The 21,132-nt window shown below is 38.4% G+C and carries 9 protein-coding genes; 5 read left to right on the plus strand and 4 right to left on the minus strand.

What is annotated here, in order from left to right:
- Positions 1-23 precede the first annotated feature (23 nt).
- Positions 24-1,952: a glucosamine-6-phosphate deaminase gene (gene nagB, locus DCS95_RS17360; RefSeq protein WP_116772063.1), complete on the minus strand. Its 1,929-nt coding sequence runs from the start codon at positions 1,950-1,952 to the stop codon at positions 24-26.
- 200 nt (positions 1,953-2,152) lie between these two features.
- Between nagB and DCS95_RS17365 the strand changes: the two genes are divergently transcribed.
- Together DCS95_RS17365 and murQ are read left to right on the plus strand one after the other, a co-directional pair.
- Complete coding sequence (locus DCS95_RS17365; RefSeq protein WP_116772064.1) at positions 2,153-2,902, plus strand: DeoR/GlpR family DNA-binding transcription regulator; 750 nt, start codon at positions 2,153-2,155, stop codon at positions 2,900-2,902.
- A gap of 4 nt (positions 2,903-2,906) precedes the next feature.
- On the plus strand, positions 2,907-3,719 hold the full coding sequence (gene murQ / locus DCS95_RS17370; protein WP_116772065.1) for an N-acetylmuramic acid 6-phosphate etherase: 813 nt from the start codon (positions 2,907-2,909) through the stop codon (positions 3,717-3,719).
- Positions 3,720-3,782: 63 nt separating this feature from the next.
- Here murQ and DCS95_RS17375 read toward each other — a convergent pair whose 3' ends face one another.
- Positions 3,783-4,904: a PQQ-dependent sugar dehydrogenase gene (locus tag DCS95_RS17375; RefSeq protein WP_116772066.1), complete on the minus strand. Its 1,122-nt coding sequence runs from the start codon at positions 4,902-4,904 to the stop codon at positions 3,783-3,785.
- Between the two features lie 126 nt (positions 4,905-5,030).
- Between DCS95_RS17375 and DCS95_RS17380 the strand changes: the two genes are divergently transcribed.
- The 3 genes from DCS95_RS17380 to DCS95_RS17390 all read left to right on the plus strand — a co-directional run bounded on the left by DCS95_RS17380 (position 5,031) and on the right by DCS95_RS17390 (position 15,734).
- Positions 5,031-13,613 carry a T9SS type B sorting domain-containing protein gene (locus DCS95_RS17380; RefSeq protein ID WP_116772067.1) on the plus strand — a complete coding sequence of 2,861 codons (8,583 nt, stop codon included), beginning with the start codon at positions 5,031-5,033 and terminating at the stop codon, positions 13,611-13,613.
- A gap of 184 nt (positions 13,614-13,797) precedes the next feature.
- Complete coding sequence (locus tag DCS95_RS17385) at positions 13,798-14,514, plus strand: carboxylesterase family protein (RefSeq protein ID WP_116772068.1); 717 nt, start codon at positions 13,798-13,800, stop codon at positions 14,512-14,514.
- Between the two features lie 14 nt (positions 14,515-14,528).
- Positions 14,529-15,734 (plus strand): multiheme c-type cytochrome, encoded by a 1,206-nt coding sequence (locus tag DCS95_RS17390; protein WP_164674227.1) that lies wholly within the window; start codon positions 14,529-14,531, stop codon positions 15,732-15,734.
- Between the two features lie 83 nt (positions 15,735-15,817).
- Here DCS95_RS17390 and DCS95_RS17395 read toward each other — a convergent pair whose 3' ends face one another.
- A complete protein-coding gene (locus tag DCS95_RS17395) occupies positions 15,818-17,575 on the minus strand; it encodes a RagB/SusD family nutrient uptake outer membrane protein (RefSeq protein ID WP_116772070.1) in 1,758 nt (585 codons plus the stop codon).
- A 52-nt stretch (positions 17,576-17,627) separates the two neighbouring features.
- Positions 17,628-20,918: a SusC/RagA family TonB-linked outer membrane protein gene (locus DCS95_RS17400; protein WP_244178485.1), complete on the minus strand. Its 3,291-nt coding sequence runs from the start codon at positions 20,916-20,918 to the stop codon at positions 17,628-17,630.
- Positions 20,919-21,132 lie beyond the last annotated feature (214 nt).

Genomic DNA, 21,132 nt, shown 5'->3' on the forward strand with positions numbered 1-21,132 from the left:
GGTCTTTTAATTCAATTTAGTTGTTAGTTGAATTTATGTCTTACAAAGGCTTCCATTGCTGCGTATGAAGATAGGCCCATTGCTTTATATTTATTAGCGGTATCACGATTTCTTTCTTCGGCGCGCATCCAGAATTCTCTAGAATCATCGCCTTGAAACATTACACCATCTTTTTGAGATTGATGACAGAAAATGGCATTTCGCTTTTTCAAAACTTGACCCGGACTCATGGGTACTGCCATTTCAATTTCATTGATGTCCCACTCATGCCAAGCGCCTCTATATAACCATAACCAACAATCATTCATGAAATCTTTAGATTTTAGCTTTTCGCATGCTGCAAATACAGCATCTAAACACACTTTGTGTGTGCCATGCGGGTCTGCTAAATCGCCTGCTGCATAGATTTGATGAGGTTTTATTTCACTTATGATATTGGCAACAATGGTAATGTCTTCATCAGATAAATTTTTCTTTTTTATAGTACCTGTTTCGTAGAACGGTAAATCTAAAAAGTGAACGTTTTCATCTTGTAACCCCATGTATCTGGTTGCTGCATAAGATTCACCTCTTCTTATTTTGCCCTTTAAATTTCGCACTTCAGGCGAGTCGATATGGGTTTCGTTCTTTTCAGAAAGCGATTTGATAATTTTATTGGCTTCGTCAGAAGGATTTATATGTAATGCTATTTCAGCATATTTTCTTGCATCGGTATCTGAAACCGCTATGTTTCCAGAGGTTTGATAAACAATGTGCACTTCATGACCTTGTTCTACCAGTCTATCAAAAGTTCCGCCCATAGAAATTACGTCATCATCTGGGTGAGGGCTAAATATAATTACTCTCTTTTTAGCCGGGTTGGCACGTTCTGGTCGATAAGTGTCATCGGCATTTGGTTTACCACCAGGCCATCCGGTAATGGTATGCTGTAGTTTGTTGAACATTTCAATGTTCAGGTTATAAGCATCGTTCAGCGCTAAAAGATCAGCCATGCCGTTGTCGTTGTAATCTTTGTCGGTCAAACTTAAAATTGTTTTTCCTGTAGTCTCACAAAGCCAAACAATTGCTTTTGCTTTCAATTCTTCTGTCCATTCACAGGCATCTACCAACCAAGGAGTTTTGTTTCTGGTCAACTCGCTTCCGGCACCGGTATCTAATACAAAGGTGCAATTGTCATGTTGCTGCAGATAGGTTGCAGGTACATGAGAGGAAATTTCACCTTCAATAGTTTTTTTGATGATGTTGGCTTTGTTCTGTCCCCATCCTAATAATACTATTCGTTTTGCTTTTCTTACCGTAGAAATTCCCATGGTAATGGCTTTTCTAGGTACATTGTCTATGCCTAAAAAAGATGGGGCCGCATCTACACGGGTAATGTGATCAAGGGTAATTACTCGTGTGCCAGAATTAAAGTGAGATCCAGGTTCATTAAAACCGATATGACCCGTTCTACCAATACCTAAAAGTTGAAAATCCAGTCCGCCATGTTCTTTTATTTTTTGCTCATAACTTAAGCAGTAGACCGTTGTTTCCTCATTACTTACCGTACCATCTGGAATATGTATATTCTTTTCTGGGATATCTACATGATTAAAAAGATGCTCGTGCATGAAGTAGAAATAACTTTGAATATTATTTGGCTCCATAGGGAGATATTCGTCTAAGTTAAAAGTGACCACATTTTTAAAGCTTAGACCTTCTTCTTTGTGCAAACGTACCAACTCTTCATATACCCTTATTGGCGAAGAACCTGTAGCTAAGCCCAAAACACAATTTCTTTTTTGCCCTTGTCTCTTTTTGATCAGTGCAGCTATTTCATGCGCAACTTGAATAGAGGCCTCATTAGAATCTTGGAAGATTACGTTATGTATTTTTTCGAACCTGGTTTCTTCAAACTGACCAATTGGTTTGTAACTGATATCGATTTTGGAATCTTTTACGGCGTTTTTCATATGATTATGATAGGTTTTTGGATTTTTAAATCATGCAAATATATGCGTTATTTTGATTACTTGCGGTTTTTTGCAATAAATTATGCCGTTTTTTGCTGTTAATTAATCTTTAATATGTGTTTACATTATATTAACGTCACAAAACGGCATGTGATAAAAATCGCTATCTTTGCCATATTTATTAGAAAAATTGCCATTACATGTTAAAAGAGGAACGTCAGCAGACCATTCTAAACGAAGTAGATCTGCATAATAGAATTCTCATTACCGATATTGCCGAGGCATTAGATGTGTCAATAGATACCATAAGAAGAGATGTAAAAGAGCTTGATGCCGAAAATAAGCTTAGAAAGGTGCACGGTGGTGCTATTTCTATGGGTTACATGACCAATAGTGCAAGAAATACCAATATCTATAAATTAGATGATAAAGTTGCCATAGCGACAAAGGCCATTTCAATGCTGCGAGATGGTGCGGTTATTTTTTTGGATGGAGGAACAACGTGTATGGAACTGGCACGTATTATACCCGAAAACATGAACCTTACATGTTTCACCATAAGTTTGCCCGTTGCCATGGAACTTTCCCATAAAGCCAATATTAATGTGATTTCTATTGGAGGGCAAATTTCAAAAGAGGCACAAATTGCGATAGGGGCAAATGCAATTCATCATATTTCAGAAATACGGTTCGATTATAGTTTTATTGGAACCGGTTATGTTGATGCGACCTTTGGACTGACGGAGTTTGATTGGGATATTGTTCAAATTAAAAAGGCAATAATAAAGGCTTCAAAGAAAACGGTATTATTATCGATTTCTGAAAAACTGAATTCTCAACACCGTTATAAAACCTGTGACATCAGTTCTATTAATACAATGATAACCGAATTGAACCCAAACGATTTATTGCTCAAAGCTTTTAAAAACCACGATGTAAAAATTATATAATTAAATGGATTATAAAAAAATAACCGAAACCCCTTCGAACCACAATGATCTTGAGTTAATGAATACCGAGACTATTCTTCAAAAAATGAATGAGGAAGATAAGAAGGTGGCATATGCTGTAGAGCAAACTATTCCGCAGGTTACAAAACTTGTAGATGCATTGGCAGAGCGTTTTAAGAACGGTGGTAGATTATTCTATATAGGGGCAGGTACCAGTGGACGTTTGGGTATTCTTGACGCCTCTGAAATACCGCCAACCTTTGGCATGCCTCACGAACGTGTAGTGGGTTTAATTGCAGGTGGAGATACAGCTATTAGAAAAGCGGTGGAAAATGCAGAAGACGCTACACAACAAGCATGGTTAGATTTAAAAGAACATGATATCAACAGTACCGATGTTGTTGTTGGTATTGCTGCATCGGGAAGTACACCTTATGTAATCGGTGGGTTGGAAGATGCTAAGAAAAACGGAATTTTAACTGCGGCCATAACCAATAATCCTGGTGCTCCTATTGCTAGAATAGCCGATATTCCTATTGAAATTAATGTAGGACCGGAATTTTTGACCGGTAGTACCAGAATGAAAAGTGGTACTTCTCAAAAATTAGTATTGAATATGATTTCTACTGCCCTTATGATTAAAATAGGTAGGGTGAAAGGGAACAAGATGGTGAATATGCAATTAAGCAATGATAAACTTGTAGATCGTGGTACACGATATATTATGGAAGGTCTTGATATTGGCTATACCGAGGCTGCCGAGTTATTGAAAATACATGGGTCTGTTAAGCTGGCAATAGAAGCCGGCAAGCAATAGGTTTGGTAGTTATAATAATAGAAAGCCTGAATACTATAATTTGTATTCAGGCTTTTTTATGCTTTAATTTTTAGGAACTAATTTATAAATTCCCTTGCCTTCAACAGCTACGTATATTAATCCGTCTGGTCCTTCATGTACTGCTCTAACTCTTCCCAGACCGTCCATTAATTTTTCACGTGCAGTTACTTTATTTCCGTTCATGACCAATCGCTCTAAGTACTGAAAAGCCAAGGAGCCTACCAAAAGGCTACCTTCCCAATTTTTATATTTATCTGTAGATACGTATGCCATACCGCTAGGAGCAATAGAGGGTACCCAATAATGAATTGGCTGCTCCATGCCTGCCATTTCTGTTTTGTCGGTAATTGGTGTTCCGCCATAATTTATTCCGTATGTTACCAACGGCCATCCATAATTAGCACCTTTTTTAATGATATTGATTTCATCCCCTCCTCTTGGACCATGTTCATTGTCCCAAATCTCTCCAGTTACGGGGTGCATGATTAAACCTTGCGGATTTCTGTGTCCGTAACTGTAAATGGCAGTCTTTGCACCTTTTTGGTCAACAAACGGATTGTCTGAAGGTATGCGACCGTCATCGTGTAATCTATATATTTTGCCTCCATCCCTTTTAATGTCTTGCGGGTTTGTTTCCCTATCACCGCGTTCACCTATGGAAAAGTAGAGATAACCATTTTTGTCAAAGGCAATTCTTGATCCAAAATGCTGTCCCTTAGTAGTATTGGGCGAGGCTTTGTACAAAACCTGATTTTCGGTCAATGCGTTGTTCTTTAATTTTGCTCTCATAATTGCAGTGTGCCCTCCCTTTTCTTTTCCTTCTGTAGAAGCGTAGGTAAGGTATATCCACCCGTTTTCTTGATACTTTGGGTGTAAGGCAATATCTAGCAGACCGCCTTGGCCTCTATTATAAACTTCAGGGACATTACCGATTATCGATTTTTTACCATTTGCAAAATGTATCAATTTTCCCTCTTTTTCGGTGATTAATAAACTTTTGTCGGGAAGGAATGTAAAGCCCCATGGTATCTGTAGCTCATCGACGAACAGCTCAGTGGTGAAAAAGACTTCTTTTGGGGTAGTTACTTTGTTTTCAGGGTTTTGTGCGCAAGAAAAATTAAGCGTTACAACGAATAAAAGTGGGATAATAATACTATTTTTCATATTAAGGCGTTAGAAATATATTAATGAACACGTGAATAAACTAAAGATAAAATATAAGTAAAAAATTACACCAAAGAACTATAAAGATCCCAAATCGAAATTGTTCTTAAAAAAGATACTTAACCTATGCTCCCAAAACAACAGCGGTATACGCTGTATGTACTATTTCTGATTGTTATTTCAGTAATTGGTACTACGGCTCTGGCCAACTCCAAAGTAAGTACTTTGTACGCAGAGGTGGCTCATGTAATCGAAAAAGCCGTTTCGGTTTCTACCAAAATTCAACCCACTTTAGAAAAGAAGGAAAAAGTTATACGTAAGTCTAGCTTAGCAGCTCCTGCAATGTTTTCTACACCAATAGTAGGTGCGGACAATACGGTAACTTGTAATGATAACGGATTTACAATTGCTCGGTATAATTTATGTGGTGATTTTGACGATCGTATTATAAGTCTAACCGGTGGTCCTTATAGCTCAGTTTCATGGCAGGTATTAGATGGTTCTTGTTCTGCAGATGTAAATGTTGAATGTCCTAATACTACAGATACTTGTTATACGGAAATTGGAACCGGACAAACTTTTAATCTTGATGCCAGTTCTGTATCGGCTACTTCAGGCGCTGAATATAGAGTTGAAATAGACGGACAACCTTATTACTTTAAGGTAAAGAAAAGTACCATTACCCAAACGTATGTAAAACAAGATTATATATGTGGTGTAGATGGTAGAATACAAATAACAAATCTTTCAAGTGCATATGAGTTTGCTATTGATAGCGGTAGCGGATTTGGGGCTTGGCAAGGTGCAATTTTTTCTAATTTGGCACCTGGTACATATAATGTAAAGGCTAGATTAAGAAATACAGCCAATACGTGTGAATATCCGTACGAGCCAATTGTTATTGAAGAAAAGGAAATTGAAATCTCGGCAACTTTTACAGATGCGCTCTGTAGTGGAGATACCGGTACTATTACCGTTACCGCTTCCAATGTTCCCGGTCCGTATAAATATACATTATTGAATTCTAGTGGCGTTGCCCAAGAGTTTACGGCATTTGTTTCTACCAATCCCTACACTTTTTCTGCTGTAGGTTTTGGAACATATACCGTACAGGTAGAAACACAGCAATGTACGGGTGACCCGTTAAACGGAATTGACCCGCCTAGACAAAATGTAGATGTCAATGGAGACCCTTTAACCATTGGTGCGGGTGCTTCTGCTTTAGATGCTTCAACCGAGGTGAATAGTAGTTTTGGGTGTTCAGATATTTCTAGTGTAGATATTACCTTAAATACGTCAGGTGGTTCTGCGCCTTACACATTTACTGTTAATGGTGGTCCGGTACAGCCTTCTTTTGGAGATGCTTCTACTGATTCTGGTACTACTACCTTTACCGTAACGTCAGCTGGAACTTATGATTTTGTTATAACAGATAGTAATGGCTGTATCATAAATGCATCTTCAGATGTTGAAGATTTATTGCCTCCAGATGTAACAGTTGCCGGTATAGATGGTACATGTAGCAATGGTGGGGCAAAACTAGAATTTACCATTAATAACGGTAGAGGTTATAATATATCATATAGGGAAAGTGCTTCCGATTCTTGGGTAAGTACTCCACAGATTTCAGTAGCAGCAGGAACGTATAATGATATAGAGGTAAGATACCAACAAGGAGCGTTTGAATGTACTTTAGATCTTCCGTCGGTAACTGTAGATACTGTAGGATCGTTGACGGGGTCGGCTACTAAGGTTGCCGATGTAACTTGTACAAGTTCTGGCAATGATGGCGGACAAATTGATTTTGTTGGTCCATTTTCAGGAGGCTCGGGTAGTGGTTATGAATTTAGTATCGATGGGGTAAACTTTTCTACTGTATCATCGTACTCAGATTTGGCTGCGGGAACATACACACCAATTATTCGTGATGCCGGCGGATGTCGTTTAGAATTGACAGCTATTGATATTTTGGATGTTGATCCACCTACAGATTTAGATTTTGCACAAAGTAATACAAGTTGTGCCGCAGGTACTACAGATGTTCAGTTAACACCTACTAGTAATGCTGCAATAAATAGATATGAAATAATTAGTCCGGCGTATGTTGACAATGGTACTAATGATACGTTTACGGGTTTAATGACCTCACAAGCGTATATCTTTCAAATAACCGATGTTAACGGATGTTCGTATACCGAAGGTTTTAGACCGGTTGAAATAAGTTCTATTCGAGTACGAGTAAAATCTGGTGGTGACCTAAGAGTTTGTAACGGTGCTACCGACGGTACGGGATCTTTTATCGTAGATGGTTTTGCAAATAATTATACCTATGATATTAATGGCGGATTATTCTCTGGAGGACCACAAAGTAATAACGAAGTAGCACTTCCATTATCGGGTGCTGGAACATATACAATTACAGTTACCGATGCTGATACCGGTTGTACAGATGTTACATCCTTTGAAATTGAAGAAGCTCCAGTATTAGATCTTTCTACAAGTATGGTTACGGCTATGAGCTGTGCCAATGGTAATTTAGGAAGTGTAAGAGCAAATGCAACCGGTGGTTGGGGAACATATAGATACACCCTAACTCCACCTGTAGGGCCACAAATAGGTCCCAAATCTGGAAGAACCTTTAGTAATCTTTCTGCAGCGGGAACATACACATTATCTGTAGAAGATGCTGAAGGTTGTACAGATACGTTCACCTTTGACTTAAACCCAATTGATGCGCCAACTATTGCATTAGATGGTCCGTCTTCAGATTTTTGTTTTGTAGCCGGAGTAGGAGCTACGGTTGCCGTAACCTCCACTGCAGGTACTGCAGCAGTCGGTACACATCAATATAGAATTAATGGTGGTACTTTACAGGCGAGCGCTTCTTTCTCTGGCCTATCTCCTGGTAACTATACCATAGAGGTGGTAGATGGTAATGATTGCTCAGATAGCTTACCTATAACCATTGAGCCCCAATTAAGGGTAAATACCAGCATTACGGCCGAAATACCATGTGGTGGAGCAGACGGTACTATTAGAGTAAGTGTCAATGGCGGTTATACTGCTGGTGTAGGTGCTAAACAGTATGAGGTTAGTTCTGATGGTGGTGCTACTTTTGGTACTGCAATTCCACTAACTTCTGATACTTTTGATTATAACACAAATGTACCTGGAGATTATGTTTTTAGAATTACCGATAATAATACAACAAGCAGTGGCTGTGTAGCAGAGTCAGTTTCTATTACATTGAATCCACCTCAAAATATAGCCGCAGCATACGTAACAACTAGACCAGTGAGCTGTAGCTCTACCAATAACGGGGCGGTAACCATAACACCCGATGCAACAAGTGGGGTGCCACCATATGAAGTTAATTTTAACGGAAATGGTTGGGGGTCGGAAACCGTATTTTCAAATTTGACCGTTGGAACGTATTCTTATTTGGTAAGAGATGCTAGAGGTTGTGAAACCGTTGCCGATACTTTTGATATTATTTTAGATAACACGGCGCCACCAGCAACTACGGTTTCAGAAGTTCAGGCAGTATGTTCTGGTAGTGGTCCAGTTAGTGGAGGTATAAGTATTGATGCAGTTGCCGATGGTACGCCTAATTTTGATTTTATAGTAGAAGATAATACAGGTGTAGAAGTTACTCGTGTTGAAAATCAAAGTACTTTTCCGATTCAAATTTTAGATCCTTCATTGGTAACTGGAGATTATACTATCATCACGATTGATGCCAATGGTTGTACAGATATAGATACGGTTACGATTACATCAAATGAAGTGGTAATTACACCAATTCCGCCACCGGCACCTGTTGATTGTGATGATACTGCTTTCACCTATGCTGTTAATGTTAGTGGAGGTTCAGGGCCTTATCAAATTAGATTGTTGGATCAACCATCATTTTATAATCTTAATAATACACCAGGGGTCAATGACCATACTTTTAGCAATGCAACGGACGGTATTCAATATGGTGTAGCATATACTGTTGTAGTATTGGATGTGGGTACTGGTTGTACCTATGAGCAAGAAATTCCACCAGTTGAGGGTCCGTCTTCTTTAGATGTTACGGCCTCCTCCACACCTGGTGCCTGTGATATCAACAGAAATGGTGAAATAGCCTATGAAATTACTGGTTATACTATTGGTGATCAGTTAAGAATAGTATTGATCAATAACGAAGATGGATCGGAAACAGAGTTAGAAGCTGCTTTGACAACTACAGGTTTACCTTATAACGGTACCTACGCGGAATTGCCTGGGGATTATCAAATTTTGGTTGAAAATTTAACTGATACTTGTACAGATGCTGCATCCGTGACTATTGATCAGAATTTACCGGATATTGATATTTTACAGGAAGTTCCTGCAAATTGTAATGCCTTTGGTCAAGTTACCGTTCAAGGAAGAGGTGGTTCTGGCGGACCATATGAATTCGCGTTTATGAACAATGGTGATGTGCCTACTGGTACTGATTGGACAACAGATACCACGTTTACAGCTCCTGATGGTGATTATGACGTATATGTTAGAGATGCTAGCGGATGTACATCTTTTGATATTGCTACCATTATTTCTTTAGATCCAGATTTACCGGCTCCTACTTTTACCGTTGTTAATCAATGTGATCCTACCTCAACGGCATTTGATATTACCGTTACCGTACCAAATTCTTTGAATACACCGAGATTTACTCTGGGTGGTGATGAACAATTACCTACGGATGATGGTACAAATTGGACTTACACTTACACGGTAAGCAGTCCAGGTGATTATGTAGTAGATGTAGTTGATGCCAATGGATGTACAAGTCAAGGTACTGCCACGGTATATGATTTCTTGTCTGCAACAGGTGACTTTACTACCGATAGTACTTGTAATGATGCTGATGGTGAAATTACAATAACTACCAATGGAGGAAGTGGAGATTTCGATTATGAACTAACAGGTGTAGATTATAATTCATCTGCCGTTGGTCCGGTATTACAGACAAACGATCCGGTGTTTACAGGTTTAGAACCTGGTAATTATCAAGTTGTTATAACTGATCGAGTTGTTAATGATGGAACTGGTTTCTGTGAAACTACAGTGTCTAACATTATTCTCAATCAAGCGGCTCAACCTGTTATCATTTCAGAAGAGGCTATAGATATTAGTTGTAGAGATGAGAACGATGGGTTTATAGAAGTAATAGTTGGTCCTGCAAATGCAATGGTTCCTTTTACTTCGCAAGATACCCCATTAACCTATATCCTAAATGATGTTACATCTGGTACAACGGAGATTACAAGAAATAATACGGGAGCCTTTTCAGGATTGCCTGCTGGAGATTACCAAGTACAAGTGGTAACTGCACGTGGTTGCGAAGTGTTGTCTACAGTTCAAACTATTGATAACCCCGATGATTTTAGCATAACGGCAAGTGCAGCCGATTTTTCTTGTGAGCCAGGTGCTAATAGATATAGTTCTACTATTATTACGGTGAATGTAGTTGATGCAGGTACCATAGGTTCAGGTTATCAATATAGTATTACAGGGTTCGAGAACTATCAAACTGGTAATACGTTTGAAATTATAGATAATGGTTCTGCTCAGAATATTACGGTTTATGCAATAGATGGTAATGGTTGCCAAGCTACCTTTGATGTGCCAACTATCAATCCGCCTACAGATGTTATACCCACAATCATTGATATTGATATTTTAAATTGTAGAGATGATGAACGTGTACGTATAGAAGTTACGGGTACAACAGACTTTACTGTAAATACAGTTTCGGTAACAGCGGTTCCTGCAGTAACAAATTCAGCTGGTAATAATTATGTTGATGTTTACTTACCAGATGTTGGTGATTATTTATTCGAAATTGTGGACAATACAGTAGGTTGTACTTACCCAATGCCAGTTCATACCGTAAATACACCTATTGCGCCAACGGTTTTAATTAGCGAAGCTAAACCCGTTAGTTGTGCGGTACCCGGCAATGATGGAGCATTGTTCATTATGGTTGGTGATTATAGCGGTGTTTATGATTACATTGTTTATGAGGCTACCGATGATGCGAGAACAACGCCACTGGCTTCTGGTACTTTTGATACCAATAATTTCCCTGATGTTAATGGGGATGAAGCCCGTATTGATAATTTACCTGGTGGTAATTTAATAGTTGATGTAGTTTCTGTGGGTAATCCGTATTGTGCAGGTATCAGTAATGTTGCCAATATTAGAACACCTAACGGTCCGCTACAAGTAACGGCAGAATCTATAGGAAACGTTAGTTGTACCAATGATACTGGAGAAATTGTTGCTACCGGAACCGGTGGTTGGGATACCACACCTTATGAGTATAGATTGTTGATGAGTACGGATAATGGTGCTACTTATACCACTGAAATTGCCGCTTTCTCAAACAATAATGAATTTACCGGCTTATCATTCGGTTTCTATGAGATAGAAATTAGGGATGTAGAAGGATGTACAGATACAGTTGAGATAGAATTGGAAGAAGTACCGCAAATTATTGCCGGTATTAGAGAGCCACAAAGTTTAGATTGTCCTAATGGTAATAATGCTGTTCTTGAGGCTTATGATGTTACATCTGGCGATGCGCTTACCGCAACCGCTGGGGCAAGTGGAGGCTTCCCCGGTGCTGGTTATAACTATACATTATTGTATTTAAGTGGTGATGATAATACGGCTGTCGTTTCTGAAAGTGGATTACAGAATACTCCAACCTTTATTGGAGATAGTGGAGGATATATTAGTGCTGGTTGGTATGCCATAGAAGTTTCATCTAGTTTTGGGTGTTCTTTTGTTACCGAAGCTTACTACGTAGATCCGCCACCACCTATACAACCGGTTTTGGTACAGACTAGAGTACCTGGCTGTGGAGGGGGTGGTGAAATGAGAATGACCGTTGAGAATCCTGATCCGTTGTTTACATATGAATATTTAAGGGTTGAAAATGGCGTAACTATTGGTACGTATCAACCTATGACCGGCAATTCTGTAACCATTACGGGTGTTCAAGGAATTACCTATCAATTTGATGTAAGAAAGGTGAACGCTGCAGGTGCTTGCCCGGCAATTAGATCAAACGGTATAACAATGACCGATGCTACTGGGATAACATTATTACCGAACTTGCCAGATGACATTTCATGTGCTTCTGAATTGGATGGTAGAATAGAATCATTTGTGAATGGTGGTGTAGGTGAAGATTTGTTCTATTTATATGAAGGTGATCCGGTTGATGCTTTTAACCCGGCCGTTACTGCGACCATGGTTAGAGGTCCTCAAGATAACGGAACATTTGAAGGACTTGCTGAAGGATCCGAATATTATATTGCCGTAACAAGTGGAGCTACTTGTATGGATATTGCCGGTCCGTTCGAAATTATTAGACCTGATCCGATTATATTCGATGCCGTGCCTACCAATGTTACTTGTAATGGTGAAGAAGATGGTACAATAACCGTATCTGTTAGCGCTGGTGGAGAAGGATTGATCCAGTTTGCAATTGCGCCAAACTTTAATGAATTCTTTAGCGATTTCGAGAACCCAGGTACCTATACTTTTGATGAATTGGCGGCAGGTACCTATGAAATTTTGATCAAAGATGATAATGGATGTTTTGAGAAAGATTTTATAACGGTTGAAGAGCCTGATCAAATAGAGGTCATAAATATTGAAACCACTCCCGAACTTTGTATTGGAGCCAATAATGGTACAGTGGTATTCGATATAATCGGCGGTACTCCTTTTGATGATGTTCTGGTAAATCCTACTCCTTATTTTGAGTATAAGATAGAAATGGTCGATCCTGTCGATGAGAGTGGTACTGGAACATTTGCTCTTTACAATGGTGAAATTATAGAAGACCTACAAGGTGGTGCATCTTATGTAATCTATATACAAGATGTAAACTTATGTACGGCTTCAGAATTGTTTACCATTGATATTGGGGTAGATTTAACGGCAGAACCTCAGGTTCAATATGGTTGTGATGGTATATTCCCAACAAGTACAGCTACAGTTCAGTTGGCTAATGATAATTTATTGCCACAATTAATGTTTGCATTGGATCCTATAGATCCTACAGATGCTATTACGGCCAATGCTACCGATCAGTATGTTTGGGGAGATTTACCTGCTGGAGATCACATCGTATATATTTATCATGAAAATGGCTGTACCAATAGTGTGGAGTTCAGTATTGATGGTTATGAGCCTTTAAGTTTGGTGGTAGATAAAACCGGACCTAATGAAGTGCAAGCTGCGGCTGCTGGTGGCTATGGTGAATATGAGTTTTTCTTCAATGGGCAGTCTTTTGGAGAAGAGACCGTATTTACCACCAATGAAAGCGGAATAGTTAATGTGCGTGTAAGAGATGCCAGAGGTTGTGAGTTAGAACTTAATGTGCCTTTTGAATTCACCGGAATGCTTGAATTTCCAAACTTCTTTACACCCGATGGTGATAACCTTAACGACATTTGGTCTCCGAACAACAGAGAGCTTTTTGATGGTGTAGTGGTTAAAATTTATGATCGCTATGGTAGAGTAGTAGCAGAGCTAGATGAGGTAAGTGGTTGGGACGGAACCTATGAAGGCAAAGAAGTACCTACCGGTGATTACTGGTATGTTGTTAACGCCAATAGTGATGATATTAAATATGTTGGTCATTTCACCTTGTATAGATAAGTAGTATTTGAAAATATACATTTGCCGAAAAGGAGATACAATTTTGTGTCTCCTTTTTTTTATTAAATCCAATAATCTTCGGCTGTATTCTCGTCTAATATTTTAAATCTAAAATGACCTATTGAGATTTTAACTTTAAAGCAACTTGTTTTTAGGGTACATTTGATAGAAAATATTGATTTTGATGATGAGGTCTGTTATATATATTATTTTACTGGTTATTTTTCAAAGTTGTGCTTCTCAATCTAAACCTATTTTGATTGATTCAGAAATGGAAACGAATGTAAAAGAGAACCTCTCTTACTATTTATATTATCCTGAAGATTACCAAGACGAGCCGGAAAAGGATTTTCCAATTTTACTGTTCTTACATGGCGGAGGCGAATCTGGCGATAGTTTGGTGACAGTGAAAAGAAATGGACCTCCAAAATTAATTGTTCAGGGTAAGAAGTTTCCTTTTTTAATATTGGCGCCTCAAAACCCAAACGCTAAAAAATGGTGGAACACAAGGGCTGTTAAGCAGTTGTTAGATTCTATTGTGGATACTAATAGAATAGATAAAAAAAGAATCTATATAACAGGATTGAGCAGGGGAGGAGGAGCTGCATGGGAAATGGCCGTTCAATATCCAAATACCTTTGCCGCAATGGCAGTAGTTTGTGGTATGGCACCCTTGCCCTACGCATCTTGGATCAATAGAAAAATGCCCATATGGGTCTTTCATGGAGAAAAAGATAAATCTGTTCCATTCTCAGAATCTGAAAATATGGTGGCAAAATTAAAGGAAATGGGATATGAGGTTATATTTACCAGATACCCCAACGTAGGTCATAGCGCGTGGATAAAAGCCTATGAAACCGAAGCCCTTTATGATTGGTTTATGAATCAAGAATTAAAATAGATATATTCACTGCGATGAATAACAAATATACCAAATACGTCATAGGGCTAATTTTTATGGTGTTAACTGTTTGGGGTGTTTGGTATTTAAAGAATACGATTGAAATTTCAGAATATTTAGAACCTAAAGTGGTGGCAACGCATTACAATGGTGAAAACTATATTGCCGCAGATACATGTGTAGAGTGTCATGCAGACATATTCAAGAATCACATAGAAACCGCTCATTTTAATACTTCGGCAATTGCCGATGAGGTTCATGTGAAAGGTGTTTTTGAAGAGGGCTCAAATGAGCTGAATCTGAAGGGAGTTCGCTTAAAAATGATAGAAGATAATCATAATTTTTATCAACTATCAAAATCCAAATTTGGAGATACCGCAGTAGTGAAGTCAAAATTGGATATCGTAATTGGTTCTGGGGTTAAAGGACAGAGTTACCTTAGTTGGGAAAATAACGGACTTAGTCAAATACAAGTGTCATACTTTGAACCTACAAATGCATGGGTCAACAGTCCCAACTTTCCTGATTATGCTTTCAGTAGACCTGTAGATGATAATTGTTTAAAATGTCATGTCACCTTTGCCGAAAATAAAAATGAAGCTGCAAATAGCAATGCATATAATAGGAATAAGTTGTTGCTAGGCATAGATTGTCAAAGATGTCATGGTCCGTTAGAAAAACATGTTGTGCATCATAGGGAAAATCCAAACGAATTGAAGGGTGCTTACGTAGATCGTTATAGTAATTTCACAAGGCAACAGCGATTAGATGCCTGTGCGGTTTGTCATTCTGGTTTACAGGCACAACAGGTAAAGGGAAATCCTTTTTCATTTTTAGCAGGAGATACATTATCTGAATACTCTAAGAACTATCAGAATTATAATAGAAATTTAAAATTAGATGTTCATGGTAATCAAATGGGTCTTTTAAGTGAAAGTGAGTGTTTTGTAAATTCTTCTAAAATGGATTGTATTACTTGCCATAACCCTCATGAAAATGAACGGGGTAAGCACAACAATTTTAACGCAAAGTGCTTGTCATGTCATAATATTGAAGATATAAATACAACTGCTGAAATAAACAAACACGCCAATTCTCAAAACTGTATTTCTTGTCATATGCCATTGGTACCGTCTGAAGTTATGCAGTTGAAGCTTGACGACGAATCTGATGCAATACCTGTTTATATTAGAACTCACCTTATTGGAGTTTATAAATAATCTTGTATTTACAAAATAATAAAGAGTGGTCAAATAGATTTTTGACCACTCTTTATGCAACTAACAATTAACAATAATTTTAATTAATATGCTGGATCTTGAGTCAGTGTTGGTTGACCATCTACGGCTGATCTGTCAATAGCCTGACTTGGTATAGGGAAGTACTCATTTTTTCCTTCCGTAAAAGATTTTCCTACCAAGTATGTTCTATGTTGAGATTCGCTGGCTATGTAATTGTTTAAAGTTTCGGCAGCAATACCCCAACGAACCAAATCCCAATATCGGTGACCTTCCATCGCAAATTCTAGTCTTGTTTCAAAGCGAACGGCATCTCTTGCGGCAGCCTTATCTGTCCAAGGTGTGTCGTAAGTTGCAATATCATAATTTGCTGCAGCTTCACCTTCAACAATGCTAAAGTCATTTCTGTCGGTTCCTTGGGTGGCAAGGGGTACGAACCCGTCTGGGTTAGCGGCTCTTGTTCTAATTTCATTTACGAGCTCTCGTGCTCTTTCTAAAGAACCAACTTCAACTTCCGCTTCTGCCAACCATAATAAGATCATGGCATAGCGCATATATCTGTAGTTGTTGGCAGATAGATTGCCCCAGCCGCCAACACCAAAACCTTCTGGCTCTGCTACATGCTTTTTAGAAAAGAAAGGACCGGCATATGATAGATCCCGTACAAAATCTGTTTGATATATTTTAAAACCTTTGTATAGTATACCTGGTCTACCTAAAGTATGGTCTATTCTAGGGTCTAAAGTGGCCGTTTCTGCACTTGTACCATCATCATTGGTATCTATTGTGATATCTTCTGCATCGAAATTTTCAATTAATGGCAAACCATTTTCAGTTCTATATGCATTTACCAAGTTTTGAGATACCTGATAAAATCCGCAACAGCCCCATGGATCTGTGTATGGATGAGCAAGGCCCATTCCTCTACTAGAAGCTTGGTCTGCCGCACTGCTTACTGCATATTGAATTTCAAAGATTGACTCAGGATTATTTCTAGTGGCAACCAAAAAGTTATCTTCAAATTTAGCGGCTAGGCTAAAAACGCCAGAGTTCACTATTTCATCTAGCAATGTTTTGGCTTCACCAAGTTTTGCGGTATTTGCGGTTCCGTTTTCATCCCATCCTTGATACATCTTAGATTTTGCCAAGAAAGCTTTTGCAGCCCAACTAGTAGGTCTACCTACTTGAGATTGTGTGGTTGGTAAACTTGCAGCTGCAGCTTCAAAATCAGCTTCTATAAAAGGCCATATTTCACGATCATTAGGCACTTTTGTACTTTCTACATCATCTAAAATGTAATCTTCTTCGCTAATGTAGGGAGGCATTCTCCACATTTTACGGGCTTCCATATGAAATATACCTCTTAAAAATCGAGCTTCTGCAATTACCTGTGTTCTCTTTTCATCTGAAATATCTTCAATACTATTGGCTGTATTAATAGCATTATTTGCTCTTGCAACCCCTTTAAACAATGATCGCCATCTGTTTGTGATATGTCCATTGAAAGATTGAAAATCATATGCTTCTATAAATGATTGTTCAGGTTGATCACCAGCATCGGTACCTTTTAATGCATCATCAGATGCAATGTTAAACGCCCAGTTTTCTACCGTAACATTCCAATCGTTGGTACCATCAAGACCAGCGCCATCTATCATGGCATATGCACCTAATAATATACCATCTAGACCATCTTCGGTTTCAAGGCTGTTGGTGCTAAACTGACCTTCTGGAGTTCGTGTTAAAAATTCATCGCTACAACCAACCGTAAAGATGGCCATACAGATAAATGCGATTAATATTATGTTTTTTCTTTTCATCATTAAAATTTTAAATGTTTCATTAAATGATAGCTTGTATAAGCAATTTTATTTTTTAGTTAAGTGTTAACCTTAGACCCAAGGTATAGGTGCGAGAAACTGGCATATAACCACCATCAAAACCTAAAGTAGCATCATCTCTGTTACCCGCTTGAATCTCTGGATTTAGACCTGTATACTTTGTCCAAGTAGCCAAATTTTGACCTTGTACATATATTTGTCCTCTTGATATTCCTATTTTTTCCATTAAATCAGAAGGGAATGAATAGGTCAACTGGACATTCTTAAGTCTAAAATAACTACCATCTTCAATGAAATAAGATGAAGGTCTACTACTGATTTGATCGTTTGCATCCATGATAGGAACTGTGGCATTAGGGTTTGCCGCTACCCACTCACTAACAGGTGCGGAAGGATTCGCAGGTTGCCAAGCATCATAAAGTGCTCTTTTTGATCTGTTGCCTTGAAAGGTGTTGAAATCTGCAAAATACCTTACGTAATTGTAAATGTCATTTCCTTCTGAGCCATTACCGAAAATGTTCAAGGCTAGGTTTTTGTAACTAACATCTATATTTACCCCATACGTGAAATCTGGGTGCGGACTACCAATGATTGTTCTGTCATCATCATCAATTTGTCCGTCATTGTTTACATCGGTCACTTTTAATTTACCAGGTGCATTGTAGCTGCCATAGGTTGGCCATGCATCTGCCTCTGCTTGAGATTGAAATATTCCTTCGGTCTTAAAACCATAGAAAGAAGATATGGGTTCTCCTACTTGGGTTATGGTCAAAGAAGGTACTCTAGAAGCATCTCCGAACAATACTGTTCCGTCATCGGTTTCACTTAATTTGTCAACTTCATTTTTGTAGGCAGATAAGTTAAAGCTTACACCATATCCCCAATCGCCTTTTTTATCATCCCAAGATATTTGAAGATCTACACCCTTGTTGGTCATTTCTCCAACATTGAAGAAAGGTGCTTGTGCATCACCTGCTGTATAGGTTATCTGTCTTCTGAACAACATATCGGTCGTTATTCTGTCCCACAAATCTAAACCTACATTAAATCTACGGTCGAACATTGATAAATCTATACCTATGTTGTTTGATGTGGTTGTTTCCCATTTAGCATCGGGGTTACCATAACTCTGAACATCAAAACCAAGCGTGGGTGCACCGGTAGCCCCGTCAATAGGGTAACCTGCGTTAAAAATATTTGATCGGTATGTAGTATATGAGTTGTAATCACCAATTTCTTGGTTACCTGTTTTACCCCAACCATATCTAAGTTTTAATTCATCTACATTTTCGAGATTCTCCATAAACGCCTCGTCAGAAACTCTCCAACCTAAACTGAATGCTGGAAAAATAGCACTTCTAGATGCGGATTGAAATCTAGATGAAGCATCGTTTCTTAGAATAAACTGTGCTAAATATTTACCGTCATAGTTATAATTTAGTTTTCCAAATTCAGAGAATAAAGTGTAATCCCTAAATGCAAAGCCGTAATTACTAGCAGTGGTAGCATCCCCCAAATCCAAATAACGCTGAATATCAAGTGTTTCAAAAGCATAACCGTTTCTGCTGGCGCCAAACTCTTCACCATAAGCCTCAATACCTTCAACCCCAATATATGCATCAAAATTGTGAACTTCGTTCCAGGTTTTGGCATAGGTCAATACCGTATTCCATTGCCATTGGTATTCATAACTGTTGGTAGAAGTAGACCCACTAATAAAATTACCTTCTACATATTCCGGATTTTGTCTCCTTAAGTATCTACCTCTTTCTCCTGTTGCGTCTACACCAAAACTAGACTTTACTTGAAGGTCTTCGGTAATGTCATAGGAAGCAAATACATTACCAAATACACGTAAACGATAAGTTCTGTTATCTTGTTCTCTATATAAAGTTGCATACGGATTAAAGTTGTTGCCTAAATTAGCACCTCTACTACCGGCAAAATTTCCGGCGATATCATATATGGGTAATAAAGGGTGGTGCTTGTATGAACCTGATACGGCGTTTTGTTCTTCATCGTTTCCAAAACCACCTTTTCTGTTATCAAAATTTACCGAAAGATTTTCTCCAATGGTCAATTTTTTATTCAATGCCTTAAATTCAGTGTTTGCACGGATAGATGTTCTGTTATAACCCACAAACTTTGTGATGGCATCTTGAGCAAAGTACCCTAGTGTAAAGGCATATCTTGCATTCTCAGTTGCCCCGGATGCTGAAATTTGGTGATTTAAAATTGGAGCGGTCCTCGTAACTTCTTTCCACCAGTTTGTATCTGCAGAACGTACAATGGCATTTATATTTCCTTCTTCTAGTGCATACAAATCTGGATCGGTTCCTGGGTCACCTTCCATGGCACCACTAGGAAATACATAGTCAGGTATTCCTATTTCTCCATTTGGACCAAAAGAATATTGACCGTGACTTGGATCTTTTCCTGCATATAAATCGGCTAAATAAAGGTATTCACCTAATTCTGCCGCATTTAAAGCTTCTACCTCTCCTAGACCGGATTGTAGACCATAATAGGTGTCATAGGTAATTACCGGTTTGCCCATTTTACCTTTTTTGGTGGTGATAATGATAACCCCATTTGCAGCTCTTGAACCGTAAATTGAAGCGGCAGATGCATCTTTAAGAACCTGTAGGGATTCAATGTCGTTGGGGTTAAGATTTGCCTGTGATCGAGATGGTACCCCATCAATAACGTATAAAGGGTCATTGTTACCAATGGTACCAAACCCTCTAATTCTTACGGTAGCCTCACCACCTGGCGTAGCATCGTTCACAATACCTATACCAGCAGCTCTACCTTGAAGTTGCTGGGCAAAAGTTGTTGCAGGAACGGCATTTAGTTCTTCAACATCTACTGTCGATACTGAGCCTGTAACATCTCGTTTTGATTGTGAGCCATAACCTGTTACTACAACCTCGTCTAAAGCAGCTGCATCTTCAGTTAAAGTTACAGAAATAGGCGAGGAGCTCGCTGCCATTTCTACGGTTTTAAAACCTACATAACTAATGACCAAGGTTGCTGATGAAGCTACATTAATTGTGAAATTTCCATCGAAATCGGTTTGGGTTCCATTTGTAGTGCCCTTTTCAATAATACTGGCTCCTGGTAACGGGGTGCCGAGATCATCTAATACTGTTCCGGTAACAGTAGTTTGAACCAATGTTGGTTCATTGCTCATTGATTCAATTGGTTTTTCATTAGCTCTTATACCATTAAAGCATAAAGAGACTAAGACCAATAAGAATCCGGTTCTTAAGACTGCGTGTCTTTTTTTGGATTTTACTGATTTAAAATCTAGTTTTTGATTCATAATTAGTTGTTGTTTGATTAATTGTTGATTTATTATCTAATCTTAATTTGAGTTAAGATATATATAATATTATCATAATATTAGTTAATATTTTATCAAATAACCAATATAATTACTAAAAATTTATCATGAATGTATTTGTAGTTTGATAGGTGTCGTTCGTCGATTGTAGATCGTTATTCGTCTTCGATTTTTGTAAGATGTTTAATGCGAA

The organism is Maribacter litoralis (genome assembly GCF_003075045.1).
Taxonomy (GTDB): domain Bacteria; phylum Bacteroidota; class Bacteroidia; order Flavobacteriales; family Flavobacteriaceae; genus Maribacter; species Maribacter litoralis.

Bases quoted from the DNA above. Each gene is read 5' to 3' on its own strand.
- nagB (WP_116772063.1), bottom strand. From the start codon at position 1,952: ATGAAAAACGCCGTAAAAGATTCCAAAATCGATATCAGTTACAAACCA.
- DCS95_RS17365 (WP_116772064.1), top strand. From the start codon at position 2,153: ATGTTAAAAGAGGAACGTCAGCAGACCATTCTAAACGAAGTAGATCTG.
- murQ (WP_116772065.1), top strand. From the start codon at position 2,907: ATGGATTATAAAAAAATAACCGAAACCCCTTCGAACCACAATGATCTT.
- DCS95_RS17375 (WP_116772066.1), bottom strand. From the start codon at position 4,904: ATGAAAAATAGTATTATTATCCCACTTTTATTCGTTGTAACGCTTAAT.
- DCS95_RS17380 (WP_116772067.1), top strand. From the start codon at position 5,031: ATGCTCCCAAAACAACAGCGGTATACGCTGTATGTACTATTTCTGATT.
- DCS95_RS17385 (WP_116772068.1), top strand. From the start codon at position 13,798: ATGATGAGGTCTGTTATATATATTATTTTACTGGTTATTTTTCAAAGT.
- DCS95_RS17390 (WP_164674227.1), top strand. From the start codon at position 14,529: ATGAATAACAAATATACCAAATACGTCATAGGGCTAATTTTTATGGTG.
- DCS95_RS17395 (WP_116772070.1), bottom strand. From the start codon at position 17,575: ATGATGAAAAGAAAAAACATAATATTAATCGCATTTATCTGTATGGCC.
- DCS95_RS17400 (WP_244178485.1), bottom strand. From the start codon at position 20,918: ATGAATCAAAAACTAGATTTTAAATCAGTAAAATCCAAAAAAAGACAC.